The sequence below is a fragment of the Pseudomonas sp. UBA6310 genome, from assembly GCF_002438225.1.
Classification (GTDB): domain Bacteria; phylum Pseudomonadota; class Gammaproteobacteria; order Pseudomonadales; family Pseudomonadaceae; genus Pseudomonas_O; species Pseudomonas_O kuykendallii.
This window is the reverse complement of sequence record NZ_DJTK01000085.1, coordinates 52,739-69,032: the sequence shown is the minus strand read 5'-3', so window position 1 is coordinate 69,032 and position 16,294 is coordinate 52,739. Positions and strand designations below refer to the sequence as shown.

At 65.5% G+C, this 16,294-nt stretch carries 25 protein-coding genes and 1 pseudogene; 3 read left to right on the top strand and 23 right to left on the bottom strand.

The genetic code is table 11. The features are described from left to right. Nucleotides 1–2 precede the first annotated feature (2 nt). The 5 genes and pseudogenes from B3E91_RS21860 to B3E91_RS21840 all read right to left on the bottom strand — a co-directional run. Nucleotides 3–248 (bottom strand): hypothetical protein, encoded by a 246-nt coding sequence (locus B3E91_RS21860; RefSeq protein WP_287031371.1) that lies wholly within the window; start codon nt 246–248, stop codon nt 3–5. Nucleotides 249–316: 68 nt separating this feature from the next. Further along, nucleotides 317–697 (bottom strand): hypothetical protein, encoded by a 381-nt coding sequence (locus tag B3E91_RS21855; RefSeq protein WP_287031370.1) that lies wholly within the window; start codon nt 695–697, stop codon nt 317–319. A 2-nt stretch (nt 698–699) separates the two neighbouring features. Next, nucleotides 700–1,002, bottom strand: a complete 303-nt coding sequence (locus B3E91_RS21850; RefSeq protein ID WP_273228716.1) for an ogr/Delta-like zinc finger family protein — start codon at nt 1,000–1,002, stop codon at nt 700–702. Nucleotides 1,003–1,069: 67 nt separating this feature from the next. Continuing rightward, nucleotides 1,070–1,582, bottom strand: coding sequence for a YmfL family putative regulatory protein (locus B3E91_RS21845; protein WP_287031369.1), 513 nt, complete (start codon nt 1,580–1,582; stop codon nt 1,070–1,072). Between the two features lie 110 nt (nt 1,583–1,692). Then, nucleotides 1,693–1,896, bottom strand: a pseudogene (locus B3E91_RS21840) (DNA-binding protein); the annotation flags it as partial. A gap of 85 nt (nt 1,897–1,981) precedes the next feature. Here B3E91_RS21840 and B3E91_RS21835 point away from each other — a divergent pair. From B3E91_RS21835 to B3E91_RS21825, 3 genes are all read left to right on the top strand, one after another. Further along, nucleotides 1,982–2,329, top strand: a complete 348-nt coding sequence (locus tag B3E91_RS21835) for a helix-turn-helix domain-containing protein (RefSeq protein ID WP_287031368.1) — start codon at nt 1,982–1,984, stop codon at nt 2,327–2,329. Between the two features lie 75 nt (nt 2,330–2,404). Then, nucleotides 2,405–2,992: a WYL domain-containing protein gene (locus B3E91_RS21830; protein WP_287031367.1), complete on the top strand. Its 588-nt coding sequence runs from the start codon at nt 2,405–2,407 to the stop codon at nt 2,990–2,992. 173 nt (nt 2,993–3,165) lie between these two features. Further along, nucleotides 3,166–3,330 (top strand): hypothetical protein, encoded by a 165-nt coding sequence (locus B3E91_RS21825; protein WP_287031366.1) that lies wholly within the window; start codon nt 3,166–3,168, stop codon nt 3,328–3,330. A 46-nt stretch (nt 3,331–3,376) separates the two neighbouring features. On the opposite strand, the gene B3E91_RS21820 is transcribed toward B3E91_RS21825, so the two are convergent. The 18 genes from B3E91_RS21820 to B3E91_RS21735 all read right to left on the bottom strand — a co-directional run. After that, complete coding sequence (locus tag B3E91_RS21820) at nt 3,377–3,610, bottom strand: DUF1652 domain-containing protein (RefSeq protein WP_287031365.1); 234 nt, start codon at nt 3,608–3,610, stop codon at nt 3,377–3,379. Between the two features lie 22 nt (nt 3,611–3,632). Then, the gene (locus B3E91_RS21815; RefSeq protein ID WP_287031364.1) at nt 3,633–3,959 is read right to left on the bottom strand and encodes a helix-turn-helix domain-containing protein; all 327 of its coding nucleotides are present in this window, start codon (nt 3,957–3,959) and stop codon (nt 3,633–3,635) included. Next, nucleotides 3,943–4,197 (bottom strand): type II toxin-antitoxin system RelE family toxin, encoded by a 255-nt coding sequence (locus B3E91_RS21810; protein ID WP_287031363.1) that lies wholly within the window; start codon nt 4,195–4,197, stop codon nt 3,943–3,945. The genes B3E91_RS21815 and B3E91_RS21810 overlap by 17 nt, the downstream gene beginning before the upstream one ends. Beyond that, entirely contained in the window at nt 4,136–5,008 is an 873-nt protein-coding gene (locus B3E91_RS21805) for a hypothetical protein (protein ID WP_287031362.1), read from the bottom strand. Before B3E91_RS21805 ends, B3E91_RS21810 begins: the two co-directional genes overlap by 62 nt. Nucleotides 5,009–5,095: 87 nt before the next feature. Beyond that, complete coding sequence (locus B3E91_RS21800; RefSeq protein ID WP_287031361.1) at nt 5,096–6,367, bottom strand: phage late control D family protein; 1,272 nt, start codon at nt 6,365–6,367, stop codon at nt 5,096–5,098. Further along, a complete protein-coding gene (locus B3E91_RS21795) occupies nt 6,364–6,816 on the bottom strand; it encodes a phage tail protein (RefSeq protein ID WP_287031360.1) in 453 nt (150 codons plus the stop codon). Before B3E91_RS21795 ends, B3E91_RS21800 begins: the two co-directional genes overlap by 4 nt. A 6-nt stretch (nt 6,817–6,822) precedes the next feature. Beyond that, nucleotides 6,823–9,420: a phage tail tape measure protein gene (locus tag B3E91_RS21790; RefSeq protein WP_287031359.1), complete on the bottom strand. Its 2,598-nt coding sequence runs from the start codon at nt 9,418–9,420 to the stop codon at nt 6,823–6,825. Next, complete coding sequence (locus B3E91_RS21785; RefSeq protein ID WP_287031358.1) at nt 9,410–9,532, bottom strand: GpE family phage tail protein; 123 nt, start codon at nt 9,530–9,532, stop codon at nt 9,410–9,412. Before B3E91_RS21785 ends, B3E91_RS21790 begins: the two co-directional genes overlap by 11 nt. 8 nt (nt 9,533–9,540) lie before the next feature. Then, the gene (locus B3E91_RS21780; RefSeq protein ID WP_273228703.1) at nt 9,541–9,849 is read right to left on the bottom strand and encodes a phage tail assembly protein; all 309 of its coding nucleotides are present in this window, start codon (nt 9,847–9,849) and stop codon (nt 9,541–9,543) included. Between the two features lie 54 nt (nt 9,850–9,903). Beyond that, on the bottom strand, nt 9,904–10,419 hold the full coding sequence (locus B3E91_RS21775; RefSeq protein WP_287031357.1) for a phage major tail tube protein: 516 nt from the start codon (nt 10,417–10,419) through the stop codon (nt 9,904–9,906). Between the two features lie 45 nt (nt 10,420–10,464). Beyond that, the gene (locus B3E91_RS21770) at nt 10,465–11,655 is read right to left on the bottom strand and encodes a phage tail sheath protein (protein ID WP_287031356.1); all 1,191 of its coding nucleotides are present in this window, start codon (nt 11,653–11,655) and stop codon (nt 10,465–10,467) included. 159 nt (nt 11,656–11,814) lie between these two features. Then, nucleotides 11,815–12,492: a DUF7338 family protein gene (locus B3E91_RS21765; RefSeq protein ID WP_287031355.1), complete on the bottom strand. Its 678-nt coding sequence runs from the start codon at nt 12,490–12,492 to the stop codon at nt 11,815–11,817. After that, nucleotides 12,489–12,908 carry a hypothetical protein gene (locus tag B3E91_RS21760; protein ID WP_287031354.1) on the bottom strand — a complete coding sequence of 140 codons (420 nt, stop codon included), beginning with the start codon at nt 12,906–12,908 and terminating at the stop codon, nt 12,489–12,491. The genes B3E91_RS21765 and B3E91_RS21760 overlap by 4 nt, the downstream gene beginning before the upstream one ends. Before the next feature lie 15 nt (nt 12,909–12,923). Further along, nucleotides 12,924–14,156, bottom strand: coding sequence for a hypothetical protein (locus B3E91_RS21755; protein WP_287031353.1), 1,233 nt, complete (start codon nt 14,154–14,156; stop codon nt 12,924–12,926). Next, complete coding sequence (locus tag B3E91_RS21750; RefSeq protein ID WP_287031352.1) at nt 14,156–14,722, bottom strand: phage tail protein I; 567 nt, start codon at nt 14,720–14,722, stop codon at nt 14,156–14,158. Before B3E91_RS21750 ends, B3E91_RS21755 begins: the two co-directional genes overlap by 1 nt. Continuing rightward, entirely contained in the window at nt 14,715–15,632 is a 918-nt protein-coding gene (locus tag B3E91_RS21745; RefSeq protein WP_287031351.1) for a baseplate assembly protein, read from the bottom strand. Before B3E91_RS21745 ends, B3E91_RS21750 begins: the two co-directional genes overlap by 8 nt. After that, on the bottom strand, nt 15,629–15,979 hold the full coding sequence (locus B3E91_RS21740) for a GPW/gp25 family protein (protein WP_273228695.1): 351 nt from the start codon (nt 15,977–15,979) through the stop codon (nt 15,629–15,631). The genes B3E91_RS21745 and B3E91_RS21740 overlap by 4 nt, the downstream gene beginning before the upstream one ends. Further along, on the bottom strand, nt 15,976–16,294 hold a 319-nt coding region (locus B3E91_RS21735; protein ID WP_287031350.1), incomplete at its 5' end, for a phage baseplate assembly protein V. The genes B3E91_RS21740 and B3E91_RS21735, both read right to left, overlap by 4 nt.

The window sequence follows — 16,294 nt, the reverse complement described above, 5'->3', positions numbered from 1 at the left end:
CTTCATTGGACAGCCTTACGGGGTGCGACAAGGGCTGCCTGGAGGGCGCCGATGGTGCGTTTGTGGCCGGCAAGTGCCGGGAAATCATCAAGGATGCGGCGGGTGCGCAGTTCGTCCGGGACGGTGCGGTAGCGGTCCTCGTACCAGTGCTCATTGATCGCCCTGCGCAGCTCGGCGCGCAGGCTCGCGAGCAGCGCTTCGGCTACGGGCTTGGGCATGTCCAGCTGGATGGCAACGGCGTTGTGCATGGCGCGTCCTCGAATTACGGGTGCAACTTCCCCAAACCCACCGGGATGGGGCAGGGCGATTTAAGGATTCAGGGGAGAGCTAGAGAGGCGCGCGTACCCAGCTGGGCAAGGAATTGGGCCTGATAGCGCTGCGGCAGCACGCGCGCCCGCACAGGGATGGTCTTGCCGATGCGGTAGTCGTGCAGCAGGCAGCAGTCGGGGCCGCTGGCGAGGTCGATACCGATCCAGCGGGCGCCCTTGGGCAGGCGCTCAGTCATCGCCAGATGGACGATGCGGTCGGCCAGGAACACCGGCACGCTCCAGGCATGCACCAGGTGCGAAACGGTGCGGTCGAAGAGCCCTTCTTCGTCCAGGTGCTCGGCCTGGTGCTGAGCGATGAAGGCTGCCGCATGGCGTTGCATGCCGCTGCGGTAGTCGTCGAGCGATGGGGTCAGTTGAACGGGTTGCATGGTCAAGCCTCCAGAACGGCGAGCATGTCGAGCTGATCGGTCTTCCTGGCGCTGTCGCGGATGGCCTGCATCCGCTTCAAGGAAGGGGCCACCGGTAGCCGGACGCGGGGGCGGTCCACGCCTGACGGGTTCAGCTCGTATTCCCAGGCAAGGGAGCCACCATAGGTCGCGCCGCAACCCAGGTTCGTGCACTCGCCGTACATGGTCTTGAAGGTGGGTGTTTGCTCTTCCGAATTGCGGATGCGCATTCGGCTGCCGCAAGCCGGGCACAAGGCCTTGTACCCGCCGCCGTGGTTGGTGCTCATCGTTCTCTCCCCGACCGCCAGGTGCGGCCATGGCTTTCGCCAGTAATGGCGGCGCTTCATGCGCCTACTACGGTTCCTGGCTGCCCGGATTTTTCCGGTGCAGCGTGATAACGGCGCCGACTTCGGCGTGGCGTGCAGCAATGTGTTGGCGGTGAGCGGCGACGATGTCGGCGAGCTCGCCCTCGTCGAGGCGGCCATCTTCCAGCGCCTTGGCAATGATTTGATCGACCCGGCCCTCGGCCACGTCGGTGGCCAGCGAGCGGACGTAGAGGTCCAGGTTGTCCAGGGACGTGTCGTCGGGCATGGCGACGAACACGCCGCCGTAGAGGCCGCACATGTAGTCAGCCAGGAAGGTGGTGCCGGTTACGCGTTCGAGCTGGCGAATCTGGTCGTCCGTCAGCGGGCGGTGGCCGGGGTTTTCGTAGAGGCGGTTGTCGAACTTCTTGAGGTCGATGCCCAGCAGCGCGGCGGCGCCCTCGCGGCCGCCTGGGTAGGCGGCGATCACCGCGCTCATCACCTGGCGGCGGCTGTCGAGAACTGGCCGGGCGGCCTTCTCGTTTTCAGCAGTTGGGCGGGCCATTACTGTTCCGCCACGTCGGGGTTGATGCCGGGTGCAGCCAGCAGGGCGTCACCGCGGCGCTCGGCCAGGGTGTCCGTCTTGCGGCGCCCGTGTTGGGGCGCTTTACCGGCGATCACGCCTTCCTTGATGCCGAGCAGTACTGCCGCGCGGTGGGCTTCGCCGCGCAGGCATTTCTTCTGCCCATTGAGCACGGCGTAGACGGTGGAGGGTGAAAGGTCGTTCGCCTCTGCCCATTCCTTGGTGCTGCGGCCCGCCAGACTGATCTGGGTCCGTGCCTTTTCGAGCGCTTGCTCGGTTGGGTATCCGTTCGGCATAGTGCGGTTTCGTGTGATTTCGTGTGATGACGACCGCAGTATTTCCCACGATTGTTTGATTGTCAACGGTCAGAGGTAATCATTTGTGGGATTTGGCGAACGCCTGAAGGAAGAGCGGCTACGCCTCGGCCTAAACCAATCAGATTTCGCCGCCTTTGCTGGAGTGGCGAAGAACAGCCAACTGAACTACGAGAAGGGCGAGCGCAGCCCCGATGCGGTGTATCTGGCCGCAGTAGCCGAGAAAGGCGTCGACGTCCTGTATGTGGTTACCGGGATACGGACGCCGGCTCCGGCGGACAGCCTCCAAGCCGATGAAGCGCTTGTCCTGAGTCAATTCCGCTCTCTACCAGAGCGAGACCGCGAATCTGTCGCCCGCCTGACCACTGCCCTGGCTGCGATGGCTAGTCGCGCTGGCGACAAAAAAAACGACTGAGTTTCCACTTTTTGTTAGCGATTTGATTGCAGATCGTGGCCTCCGTCTATGCGCTCTACAGGGAGGAAGTGAGCGATGAAGGAAGCATTGGCGATTTTGGCGGTTAGCGGGGGCGGGATCAGTCTTTGGGTTGCGGCCTATTTTCTCCTGGCAACTGATGAAGGAACCAAGGACAAACCTTGCGGTGTCCTCGCCACAATCATCGCTTTGATTGGCGCCGTCTTGCTCGTGAAGCTGATATGGCCCTCCGACGGTGAGTCCGAAATGGGTTGGGGATGGGTCGCGCTGGCCGTCGTTATCGCATTGGCGTGCGTCTCTATGGCGAAAGAGTCCGTAGCTAATGCACGGGAGGTGCTTCGGCGCCGCTCATCATCCGACGCCCCTCAAGTTGAGCTCCGCCGTGATAGGCGAAAGCGCAAGGCCCAGAAGCCGAAGCCGAGCAAGAGCCGCGCAATGCGCACGGGCTGGAGCATGGGCGTGGTGGAGTTCACATACATGGACGCGGAGGGCGATATCACGAATCGGAGGGTTACTGTGCACTCGATCACCGGCACCTATCTGAAAGGGCACTGCCACGAACGTGGCGCTGAGCGAACGTTCAGGCTCGACCGGATTATGGGTTCGGTAGTCAATGTGCAGACGGGTGAAATTCTCTTCAGTTAGCCAGGGCCGGCTACCCCCGACGACCGTCCGTACAGGCATTGTCGGCGCGCAAGGTGCGACATCTTGGCAGGGTTAGGCTTGCGCCGCCTGCCACTCACAGCATGCGGCGCTCCCGGGCGTTGTGGTCGGTGCCAAGGTGGCGCCGGGGCGCCCGATGATGATGGAGTATCAGCATGTTGGAGCAGATCGGTCAGCCTGAAACCTCAGCCAAGCCCAGCCAATCGGATGCGCTGAGCGCGCGGGAACGGGCGTTTCTGGCGCTGTTTCGGTGCCTGGGGGCGAAAGCGCAGGAGGATATCCTCCTTTTCATGGAGGCGCTGGAACAGATGACCGCGTAAACGAAAAGCCCCGGCAGTGCCGGGGCTTTTTGCATCTGGCTTCGCCCTACCGCTCCGGCGGCCAGCCGCTCAAGGTGGTCAGGCGCAGCTCTACGCCCAGTTCACTGATGAGTTCGTCCACGGACGACGGCGATTCAAGTTTGCCGATGTGCATGCCGGTAACCACTAGCCGGGTCTCGCCCGTAACGAGATCGAAGATGCGCAGGTCGAAGCTGCTGAGCTGCTCGGTGATTTCGCAATTCAACGGCTTGAAGGCTTGCTCGATCCTGGCCTTCAGCATGTCGGACCGGTTCGTCATCGCGCTATAGATCCAGCAGGGTCGGCGCGATGCCGAAGGCCTGGGCGATCCTTTCCCGCGTGGCCTTGCGCGGCTTGGCCGCCTGCTCCTGTTGCGCGTAGGCCGGCTGGGTGATGCCGATGCGTTCGGCCACTTCCTGCTGCGATAGGTCAAGGTAGCGGCGCCAGGCGCCGATGGCGGTCAGCCCTTCCTTCACCATGAGCCCGACGACCTCGTTCGGCACCAGGTCGTCGGCCGGGTGGCTGGCGAGGTAGTCGGCATAGGGGATGACGACGAACGCCGGGGCCCCGTCGGGGCCGTTGATGATCTGGACGTTAGTAGGTGTGTTCATCGCGCTTTTTCACCTCTTCGATATTGACGATTCGGACGCTGCCGTCCCAATCGAACAGGACACGGTAGTTGCCGACCCGCAGGCGGTAGCCGTATTGGTGGCGGACCAGGGCTTTGACGTTCTGGACGTTGGGCATGGCGGCCAGCGCCTGGGCGGCGTCGTAGATTTTCGCCTGATCAGCCTTGGCTACCTTGCCAAGCTGTTTCACTGCCTTCCGTGTCCAGTTGATCGTGTTCATGGTCCGCCTCGTTGTTGGTGAGGCCATTATAAGTATTATATAAGTATTCAACAAGTCTTTTTTCATCTTCCGATGCCCTGGCAAGCACTCCATCGGCCGTGACCCTCGGCAGGAAGCCGCGCCCGGAGCAGATGGGGCAATCCTCGCGCTGCAGGGTGTTGCGGCAGCGCTGGCACACGTGGAACAGGGACAGTTCAAGGCGCTGGCGGATGTGCGCGCGCCGCGCTTCGCCAAGGTGCTCGCCGGCGAACAGGACGTCGAGCAGGGCGCCGAAGGCATCCGGATCGGTCAGCACGGGGAGGTCCACGCCGTTCCGGTGGACGCTCAGCGGATGCAGCACGTAGAGCGAACCGCTGGCGGTGACCAGCTGCAGGTCGACGATGCTCGCCTGGGTGTGGCCCAGCGTGCGGCACACCACGCGCAGGCCTTCGGGTGTGAGCTCGACGACGCCGTTGGCGGTGAGGTCGTCCTCGGCGGCGGTGTAGTCCGGCACGTAGCGCCCGCCCACCAGCTTGCCAGGGGATTCGCCCGCCGCGTTGACCAGCTGATAGGTGCCGTTGCGCCAGTGCACCTGGTGGGCCTCCCGCTGGTAGTCCTGGGCGTGCTCTCGGCCGGCGGCGGCCAGATGAATCATGTTCTGGTGCTCTGGGGCGTCCACCTCGCCGCTGGCCAGCAGCGCGTCAGCCATGGCCTCGAGCTGGCGATAGAACAGGTCGGGAAAATTCAACCGCTCGCGCTCGTCTGCCAGCAGGCGACGCCAGTTGCTGACCGATGGGGCTCGGGGGTTGGTCGGGATGGTGTTTCGGCCCATCGCTTGCGCTGCCAAATACTGTATGTGTAGACAGTATTTGTGGGACGCAGCCGCTGAGCAATACCCAGCCGATGAACCGCGCGCGGACTAGCCTGCCTTCGCCGCCTGCAGCTTCTTCAGCTCGCGGTCCACCGCCCGTTTGGCGCTGGCCTTGGTGGCGTACAGGTGCACCAGGCGCCGGGGCTTCGTCTGGTCGCCGCCGGTGAGGGTCTTCTGCTTGCCGGTCTTGGCGTCGCGGTAGACGGCGACGATGCCCGTGTAGCCCGCGTTGATGTCTTCGATGGAGTCGGCCAGGGCGGCGAGGTCGTCGTCGGGCAGCTGCGATTCCAGGTCGAGCGAGGTGGTGTAACTGTCTGCCGTGAAGGAATGGCGGATATTGCCGCCGAGCCAGATGATTTCCGTGAGTTCGGCCTTGATGCCGGTGAGGCTGTAGGTCTGGTCCGGTACCAGGTCGGGGCGGCCTTTGGCGAGGGTGTAGCTGAGCGTCGCGGTACCGCGCTGCAGGCGCTTCCATTCGGCGCGGGCGGCGCGCACGGCGCTGTGTTTGTCCGCGTAGGTGTGGCGTAGCTCCTTGAGGTTTTCGCCGGCGCCGGCGATGGCCTCCAGCTTCTTGGCGCTGTTGACCTCGTAGTAGTAGGCCTTCACGCCGCTGTAGGCATCGCGGTTGGCCTGCAGGAAGCGGTGCTGGTCGCCGTCCGCCCGGGCGAGCACCACGTGGGGCAGGTTGAGCCCGCTGGCCGTGACGGCCTTGCCGGTGGGCATGAACAGCAGCCGGCCCGCCTTGATGGTGGCGATGGCGTCGTGATCGCGGCCGAGGCGGGTGAGCAGGTTGGCGTCCGATTCGTTCGTCTGGTCCAGGTGCGCAATGTTGAGGGCGGCCAGGGCGGCGCCGATCAGCGGCGTGAGGCCGTGGGCTGCCGCGACGGCGTTGAGGATGGTGGCCAGGGGCGTGCTGTCCCAGCTGCGTTCGCGCTTGACCTTGAGCGCGCCGCGCAGGTCGGCGCTGCGGGCGCGGATGTTCAGCGTGTCCGGCGCGCCGCTGTGCTCGGTTTCGTCGACGTTGTAGCGGCCCTTGTAGACGAGGCCGGTGTCGTCCCAGCCGAGCCAGAGGTCGATGGCGGCATCGCGCGGGGGGATGGCCAGCAGGCCGTCATGGTCGCTGAGCGCAATGTCGAGCTGGTCGGCCTCCATGCCGCGGTTGTCGGTGAGCTCGATGCTGATCAGCCGCTCGACCACGGCGCCGGTGATGTCGTTGCCGGCAACCACCACGCGGCAGATCGGCCGCGGGTAGGCGGTGAGCTCGCGGTAGCGCTGGGCGGCCGCGTCGAGCAGCTCGGTGGCTTGGGTGACGATGCTCACAGCAGGCGGCTCAGGATCGGCCGCAGCACGCCGCCGAGCACGCCGGTGACGGTGCCGAGCAGGTCGATGCGGCCGTCGTCGATGCGCTTGAGGTTGATGGTGAACTCGTAACGGCGGGGCGTGCCGTCGTCGAAGAAGATCTGCTGCGTCTCGCTGATCTGGGTGATGACCCAGGCGCCGTAGATTTTGCCGGTGCCGCTGACCAGGGGCCACGACTTGCCGGTGTCGGCCATCATGCGCAGCGTGTCCAGGCCCAGCGGCGAGCCGGCCAGCCCGGGCAGCAGGGTGCCGGGCAGGGTGATGGTGTCTTCCCCGCGGCCGAGGAACTGGCTGGCGGGGTTGGTGCCTATGCGGCTGGTGGAGCCGTGGCGCCATTCGGTGGTGCGCTGCAGCTCCTGGTAGGCGAGGGTGGGCAGGCCGAACACGAACATGCCGAGGGCCATCATCATGGCGGGTTACTCCTGGTCGCTCAGTGAGCTGCGGCCCCGGGCCTGGCTCGATCGCTGGATCTTGGCGACCTCGGCCGCGACCAGCTTCGCGAGCAGCTGTTCGTTCATGCCCGGGCTTGGGTTGATTGTGATGCTGATGGGCGCTGCCGCCTGCATGCTGGTTGGGGCGCCGGCGCTGGCAGATAACGGCGGACGGTTGTCCATGGCCATTGCACTGCCGGCCGCGCCGATGCCGATGGCGCCCGCCGTGGCGAGCTGCTTGCCCATGCCGACAACGGCGGCCAGCGGCCCCCGTTGGCCCTGGAGCAGTCCCTGCTCCAGGCCGGCCATGGTGAAGCCGCCCAGGGTCGCGAAGACGCGGGACGGCGAGTGGATGCCGAGCAGGTTCTTGAAGGTGCCGACTACGCTGTCCGCCACGCCGCCGATGGCTGCGGAGAGCTTGGGGAACATGGCGGTGAAGCCATTGATCAGGCCCTGAATCAGGTTGCCTCCGAACTCGGTGAATTTGCTCGGCAGCTCGATGCCGAAGTAGCTCATCACACCGGCGAAGGCTCGGTAGAACAGACCCAGCGGACTGAAGTTGGTCAGCACCTCCAGGATGCCGGACAGGCCGCCGGAGAAGCCGGTCTGGATCTCGCTCCAGAGCACGAGGGCACCTGCTGTGACGCTTGCCCACAGGTTCTTGAAGAAGGGGACGATCTGCTCCCAGTTTTCGTAGATCAGGGCGGCGGCCGCCAGCGCGGTGATGGCGAGGCCGATAGGGTTGAGCATGAGCACCCGGCCGACCCCGAGCAGTGCGCTACCCACGGCCTTGATCGCCATGACGGCGCCTGGCCCCTTGATGCCGATGAGGGAAAGGCCGTAGCGGACCGTTGCGAAGGGTCCCAGGAAGCTGGCCAGCATCAGCGTCAAGCCGCCGCCGGCGGCGAGCAGCATCGCGAGGCCGCCGGCCGTCTTGACGATGGCGGCAGTGAGGCCGGGGTGTTCCTTGACCCAATCCTTGACCTTGACGGCCAGTTCGCCGACGCCGTTGATGAGCTCCTTGAGCTGCGGGGCGATGGTGGCGCCGATCTCGCTCATGGCGTTGGTCCAGCTGCCCTCGGCGGCCTCGATGGTGTTGGTGAGCGTGCTGAGCTGTTCGTTCACGCGGGTGCGCAGGTCGGCCTGGGTCTGCAGCTTGGCTTCGACGTCGCGGTAGCCGCCGATGCCCTTGTCCATCATGGTGTTCAGGGTGGTGAGGGTTTCGCTGTCGTCGCCGAACAGGTCCTTGATCACTTCCAGGCGCACTTCGGTGCTCAGGCCTTTGAGCTTCTCCAGCTGGGCGTACATGTTCTCGATGCCGCCGAACTCGCCCTTGCCGTCGGTGAAGTCCATCTTGAGGTCGATGCCCTTGGTGACCTTCAGGCCGTCCAGGGCCTTCTGGATGTCACCGTTAGCCATCGCGCCCTGGAAGATCTTGCGGTAGGCGTTGCCCGCCGACCCGCCTTCCATGCCAGCCTGGTCCATCATCACAAGCAGCGGCGTAAGAACCTTGGTGGCCTCCAGCCCTTGCTTCTTGATGATGTTCATCACCGGGCTGATCTTGCTGAACCCCTGCAGCATGTTGTTGCTGTCGACGCCGAGGTAGAAGGTCTTCTGGATGGTGTCCATCAGACCCATCATGTCGCCCTCGGTGGTGCGGGTGGCGTCCTGCATCTTCGCGGCGAACTCGGCCGCGGCAGTGACCGGCATCTGCAGCTGGACGCCGAGGTAGGCCGCCGCCTCCCCGGTACCGCCCAGGATGTTTGCCGCGCTGAGGCCCTGGCGGCGCAGCATGGTCATCATTTCCTGGAAGTCCGCCGTGGTGCCGGGCAGGCGGTCGCCCAGCTCGGTGGCCAGCGTGGAAATCTTCTCGAACTCGGCCGGGACCTGGCCTGCGCTGTCCATCATCGCCACCTTGAGCTGGGTGGCGGCGTTTTCCGCCGGCGCGAAGGCATCGACGATGCCCTTGAGCGGCCGGGAGATGGCGTAGGCGGTGCCCAGCCCGGCAGCGCCGCCGGCGGCCATGCCCCCGGCGACCTGCTGGGCCTTGTCGAACTGGCCGCGCGCGGCGCTCAGGCGCTTCTGCTGCACTACCAGCTGCTGCATGCGCCGTCCTTGGGCGCTGATGGATTCGTTGGTGGCGTCGATGCGTTGCTTGAGGTCGCGGGAGGCCTGGCTCAGGTTGCGCGTGCTGATGCCGGCGGCGCTGAGCCGGGTGCGCAGGCCCTGCAGCTGAACCTGCTGTTCCTGGTGCTGCGTTTTAAGGGCGGTGGCCTCGCGGATGGCGGACTTGAGGTCGCGGGTCATCTGGCGCGTTGGGACGCCGGTGGCCGCCATTTCCTGCCCCAGGGCCTTCACGCGGTCGCGGGCGGCCTGCAGGGCGGTTTCCGTTTGGGCACTGGCGGTGCGCAGGGTTCGCCAGCCGCTGACGTCCTTCTGCTGCGCCTGCAGCACCTTGAGTTGGTCACGGCTGGTTTTCAGCGCGGCGGCAAGGCCCACGCTGCCCTGTGTAACGGCGCGAATGGGGCGGGTGGCGCGGTCGATGGCCTGGAGCACCAGCTCCATTTTCAGGTCATTGGCCATGGTTCTTCTCCCAGCGTGTCCGGGCCCGCTCGCGCCACTCCATCAGCTCAGACAGGGCCAGCGGATTCATTTCCGCCGGGCCCCAGTGAAACACCATGGCCAGGTCGGCCATGGCCTCTTCTACGCACCGCGGATAGCTTCCCTGTCCGACTTCTTCAGCAAAAAACTACCGACGGCGACCCCGCACTGCAGCAGGTCGGCCGGGTCCATGCGGCCGATCTCGATTTCGGTGAGGGCGGGGCTGGTGATGCGCGGCAGGACCTTGCGCAGGGCCAGCACGTCCATCTGCGCCAGGTCGGCCAGAGTGACGCCGCGCAGCTCGCCGCTCATGGGCTTGCGCAGGGTGAGCTGCTCGATCTTGGTTTCGCCGCGGGTGATCGGGGTGTCGAGGGTGACGACTTCTTCGTTCGGGTTGGTACTGGTTTCCATGGTGATGCTCCGGGTTCAGGGGGGGAACGCTGCCGGCGAGCCGGCGGCGGTGGATCAGAGGCCGATGTTCTGGCGGTGCTCGGCAAGCAGGTCTTCGCCGTCGACGATGAACACGAAGTTGAGCAGGTCGATCTCGACGATGACTTCGCCGTCGACGGTGAGCTTGTAGTAGCTGCAGGTCGTGGTGATCTTGTGTTCAGTGTCTTCGCCGGGGGTCGCCTCGCCGAAGTCGATCTCTTCGTGGCGGCCGCGGACGGTGACCTCCACCGCGCTGATGTCGCCGGTGTCGTCGCGCTGGACGGAGCCGGCGAAGCGCAGCGGCACGCCATCGGCACGCACGGCGCCGAACTGGCGCACGGCGATCAGGTCCCAGCCGCCGAGGGTGAATTCGAGCTGCAGGCCGTCGTCACCGAAGCCCAGGTCGACCTTGACAGGGCCATCCATACCGCCGCCCCGGTAGGCTTCCATCTTCCGCGACAGCTTGGGCAGGGTGAGGGTCTTGGCGACGCCCAGGTAGCTGTTGGCGTCGTTGAACAGGTTGAGGTGCTTGAGCTTCTTGGGCAGCGCCATGGTGGTGGTCTCCTACGGCGCGGCGGTGCCGCGCGGTGAATGGGGTCAGGCCTGGACGCTTTCGGCGAAGGTCATCAGGTAGCGGTCGGTGATGCGCTGGCGGAACAGCAGGTTCTCCAGCGGTGGGACGGGGGTGTAGTCGTAGTCCAGGAACAGCTTGCCGGCCTTGAGCGTGGTGGCGTCGTTGGCGGCCGGGTCGTACCAGCACTGGCCGTCGATGATGTAGCCGCCGGTCTTGAGCTCGCGGAATTTGGCGTTCACGCCGTCGACGATGTCTTTCACCAGGCTGCCGTGCATGGGCTTGTCCACGGCCCAGAAGTGCGCCTCGGCCATGGTGTCGGCCAGCACCTGCGCGGTGCGGGTGTAGTTCTCGAACGCGAAGAGCGGGTCGGCGCTGGTGGTGCGGTTGCCCCAGAAGCGGAAGCCGTCACGGCGGATCAGCGTGGTGACGTCCGCCGCGTTGAGCAGGCCGGCGTCGGTGTTGGGGTTCTGGAGGTCCCAGAAGATGTCCTTCGACAGGCCGGTGACGCCGTTGACCGGCACGTTGGACAGGGTCTTGTGCCAGCCGACCTGCTCGTCGATCTTGGCGCGCAGGCCAAGGGCGCGGGCGACGGCGGCGGCCGGCGCGTTGGCGCTGGTGGCGGTGTCCCAGTTCACGAAATCCGGCCAGATGAGCATGAGCTCGCGCGAGCCGAAGCCCTCGCGGTAGGCGATCGCCTCCGAGACGGTTTCACAGTCCCAGGCGCTGCCGTAGGCGAACGCGCGCAGCTGCTCGGCGATGGATGCCAGTTCGGTGGTGACGGCGAGGTTGTCCAGGCCCGGTACGCCGAGGATGCGCGGGCGCACGCCGAGCTGCGCTTCTGCTGCCAGCAGGGCCTTGAGGCCGGTGTACTTACCCTGGGCGGTGACGCCGCCGATGATCTTGCTGGTTTGGTCCGCTGCCTTGGCGGTGGCGTCTTCGCCTTCGCCATCGGCAACGCGCACGACCACGGTAACAGGGCTGGCCTGGTCGGCGATGGCGTCCAGGCTGCGGGCCAGGGTGCCGAGTTCGCCGGCATTGCCGGAGGCGGTGAGCACGTCGGTGAGCAGGACAGGGGTGTTCAGTGGGAAGGTGGCGGCGTCGGCATCGCTGCCGGTGCAGACCATGCCCACCACGGCGGTGGCGATAGTGCGGATCGGGCGGATGCCCTCGTTGATTTCGAGGACGCGGACGCCGTGATGGAAGTCGCTGGGCATTGGAGGCTCCTGGTGGGCGTGATGCCGTTTCAGTGAGCCTTGAGGGTGACGCGCGCGCGCAAGCGGGGCGAGCGCTCGGAGCTGTAGCGGGAGGCGCTACAGGGCCGCGCATAAAAAAGCCCAGCCGAAGCCGGGCAATCCCCTCCCCAGGGTTTCGGGTTAGGCGATCAGCGTGGAGCCGATCGACTTAAACGGGTTGATCTCGAACGTGAAGCCCTTCCACTGCCGCAGCGGGTCCGCGGTGTAGTCCTCGGCCCAGTCGCTGGGCTCGCCCTTGAATCCGATCTGCACGACCAGGGCGCGCCGCGGTGACCATTCGTGCACCCAGTACAGCCCGACGTAGCGCCGGCCGGTTTCGCGATGGGTGGCCACCAGCAGGCGCAGGCCGCCTTTGTTGGGATCATCCTCGACGGTCTCGTCGCCCCAGAACTGCATGTCGCACTCGGTGACAGGGCAGCCCATCAGGCGGGTGAACCTGCTGTTGTTCGCGGGGTTGCGGTAGGCGAGCCAGAGCAACTGTGACAGCCAGTGATAGGCGCCCAGGGCGAAGGGCGCATGGGTATGCCACCAGCCACGCTTGTCGCCGGCGGCGCCGTCGCGGTCGTTGCTCCAGAGCCATGCCCAGCCGGGCAGGGTGATGAGCAACCAGTCCCCGAGGGCTTCGGTGAAAGGAGTGCGGGTCGATTGGTTCGTATTGCACCAGGGCAGCGCCATCGGCACGACGAACAGGCCTACGGCGATCAGCAGCAGGCGCAGCGCGAGCAAGCCGAGGGTTTGGACCAGGCCAGAGGCGAGCAGGCGCCAGGTGAGGCCAGAGGGTAAAACGAGTGTGGTCATGCTGTTGCTCCTTCAAGGGCGGCCGGGCTGGTCGGCCGGCTTCCAAATGGGAAGTCGCCGCTTCCTGCCTTCCATGCTCTTACGGCGACGCGGTAGGCCCTCCACTGGGCTGCTGAACCCGGTGCCGCAGCCGGATCGTTGTCTTCGATCATCAGCAACTGCTCTGCGATGAGCAGCAGTTCGGACTCTCGCCAAGCGTCCTCATCTGATGTGGACCCGTACAAGCTCGGGCCGTAGGTTTCTGTCCTGAAGTTCCAAACCTGATCGGCCCATTCCGGGCCAAGTGGCACTTCGATTCCCCCTGCGGGAGGCTCGGGAGCATCCACCCACGACCCGATAAATGCCCCGTTAGCGTTCACATAGAACCGCTGGACGCTCAGCCGCTCGCCCTGGGCCACTGCTTGATCTAACTCCATGCCTTTACCCCTTGATTACGCAAAAACCTTCACTTTCACTTGTACTTGCGCGCTTGTTACGCCGCTAACAGCACCATTTGCCGCGAACATCGTCAGGCCGTTAAAACCGATCACGACCGTAACGGTCGATGAAGTTTTCTTGCGCGCTTCGATGCCCCAGGAATTCAGGTTATTGCTGCAGTCTTGAGCCCCCAATTCAGCGCTCTCGCCCACTGCCAAGCCGTTTACTGCGGCAATAGCAACAAGTTCAAACATGACAAGCTTCGGAGCCACGCCGAGACCGTGCGTGATAGTCAACGTGCCCCCGTTCGTGTAGCTGACTGTTGTTTCGTAGTAATTAGCGACTGGCAGCGCGGCAACGAGGGCGGCGATAGCGTTCTGCACTGCGATTTGCACGAAATTTGTGTTCGCGAGCTGCCCGTCGCTCAGGCCTACAGCCGCAGTAGGGGCCGTAGGCTTGCCAGTGAGTGCCGGCGATGCCAGGGGTGCCTTCTGCCCGATGAGGGTGGTGATGGTGGTGGCGAAATTGGGATCGTTGCCCAGCGCCGAAGCAATCTCGGCGAGGGTGTCGAGCGTCGCCGGCGATGCATTCACCAGCGCCGCAATGGCGGCTTGCACGAACGCCGTGGTTGCGAGCTGCGTGGTACTGGTTCCCGTCGCGGCGGTGGGGGCCGTAGGCGTACCGCTGAAGGCGGGGCTGGCCGTAGGCGCGCGGGCGTTGATCAACGTGGTCAGGAGCGTTTGTACAGCGGCAACAAACGCCGTGGTCGCGAGTTGGGTGGTGCTCGTGCCAGCCACTGCGGTTGGCGCTGTAGGCGTTCCGGTGAGCGCTGGCGACGCCAGCGGGGCTTTCTGTCCAAGAAGCGTGGTGATGGTAGTGGCGAAATTCGGGTCGTTACCGAGCGCCGTGGCGAGCTCTGCGAGAGTGTCCAGCGTGGCCGGCGACTGGTTGACCAGGGCGGCCACTGCGGCCTGCACGAACGCGGTCGTGGCGAGCTGCGTAGTGCTGGTCCCGACCGGAGCTGTGGGGCCTTTCGGCGTGCCGGTGAGGGTTGGGTTTGTCGATGGCGCCTTGAGGTCCAGCGCTTCCTGGATCGCCTCGACCAGCGCCTTTAGAAACGCAGTCCGGTTGCCCAGTTGCTTGGCCTGTCGGTTGGCCATCCCGTCAGCGCCGCCGGCCACCGGGTCGAGTCGCTCGAGCTGGTAAATGCCCTCTTCCCAGATTGGAGTTTCATTCAGATTGCTCATCAGGCGACACCGTACGTGTAGGAGTTGTCGTAGCGGATGGCCCCGTCGTATGCGTTGAGGGCCTGTTCAAAGTTGAGTGCGAGCAGGTGGCAGCGGGCTGGTGCGATCCACGCGAGGATTCGGCGAACGCTTGCTGCTTGAGTGATCGTGATCGGCCTGCTGATCAGTACGGAGTACTTCGCCCAGTTCGATTCGCGGCCGTAGAAGTGCAGGCCGTCGTAGCGCTTGCTGCCGTCGTAGAAACCTGCGTCCGCGCCTTCGATGATCTGGAAGGGGATGTCTACGAAGATCGCCTCCAGCGCACGCCGCACGGCACCGAGGGTGCCCTTGTGGCGGTGCACCGCGGCTGACTCCGCAATCACGCGGCGCTTCACGTCCTCGCCCCAGGCGGGGTTCCACTCGTCAACCGAGAGTTCCCATGCGAGGAACGGCAGCAGGGCTGCCGGACACCTGGCGGGGTTGCGCACGTAGCGGCCGAGCACGGGCAGGTCGCTAATACCCGCGAACCCGGCGGCGATATCGCGCATGAGTGCGCTGGCGTTCGGCGGGAGCAGCTGGTCAGACATCGACGCCACCACTGAGCACTGACACCACGGTGCAGTAGGCCGCCTGGTGGCTGTCGATGTGGATGTCCGCCGCCGGCTGGGCAAGGGTGACGTTCTGCACGCCGGGCTGATGCAGTGCGGCGAACAGGCCGGAGCGGGCGATATCGTGGCCCAGGGCGTGCTGCTCTGCTACGAACTTGCGCACGGCGGCTTCGGCCGCGGCGCGGACAAGCTCAAGGTCCGGGCCGTTGTAGAAGGTGAGGGTGGCGGCGACCTGGTATGGGACGATCTCGGCGGCCTGTACTTCGACGGTGTCGCAGAGCGGCCGCACGTCCTCATCGTTGAGCGCCGCGTTCACGGTGGCGAGTAGCGCGGCATCCGCTGTGCCGTCGCCGGCGGTGCTCAGCACAGTGACGGTGACGATGCCCGCGGTCGCGGAACTGATGTCGACGTCCTTCACCGCGGCCGAGGCCGCCAGGGCGTGGTACGTGTAGGCGCCAACAGGACCGGCGGTGCTGAACCCTTCCAGTGCCAGCTGGATGCGAGCGCGGTAGCGCGCGTCCGACTCCATCACCGCGGCTACAGGGGGCACCGCCGTCGCGTCGGCCGGGGTGACGACGAGCCTGGCGACGTTGAGCAGCGCGCCGAGGTTGTCTAGGTCGGCGCCGTTCGCGTACGGCAGCATGGTGGCGCGGGCTGCATCGTTGACCCGCTGACGGAGCAGCACCTCGCGGTAGGCGTTTTCCTGGGCAAGGATGTTCAGCGGTTCCGATTCCAGCTCGATCAGCGCGGCGATGGCTTCCTGCTCGGCGTCGGGGTAGAGGCTGACGATGTAGGCCTTGCGCTCGGCGAGGATGGTCTCGAAGTCGACGGTTTCGACGACGTCGGGTGAGGGCAACTGCGACAGGTCAATGGGGCTGAAGGTGGTCATGCGGCCCCCAGGCTGAGCGGCACGCGGAGGCTGAGCGACTCGTTGGTGTCGGTGAGGGTGCCCTCGACGTCCAGCACGGCCTGGCCCGGGGTGGTGCTGGGCGTGAGCAGCACGCTGCTGAGGCGCAGGCGCGGTTCCCAGCGCATGAGCGCCATGGCGACGGCGGCATAGGCCTGCAGGCGCGTGGCGCTGTTGAGCGGGGCGTCGATCAGATCAACCAGGTAGCTGCCGTACTCGCGGCGCATGACGCGACTGCCGATTGGCGTGGTGAGGATGTCGGCAATCGACTGCGCGAGGTGTGCGCTGCTGGCAAGTGGTCGGCCGGTCGCCGCGCTCATACCAATCATCGTGGGCCGCCGGAGAGGCTGTTGCCGGCCTGCACGCCGCCATGCGGATGGCTGTTGAGGCTGATGCCGGCGGCGATGACGTCGTCGCTGACGGTCACGGTTCCGGTGACGTGCTGGTCGCCCTGCTGGGTGTAGTCGCCCTGGTGATTGATGGGGCCGACGATGTTGATGCCGCCGGTACTGACCAAGTGGCTGACGCCGCCCTCGGGCAGTTCAGCGCGCAGCACGTGGGCGAGGAAGTCGTACTCGATCACGGCGCCGTCCGGGTAGGTGCGGCGGTGCAGGCCTGCGCGGTCACCGTTGGCGGGGTTCTCA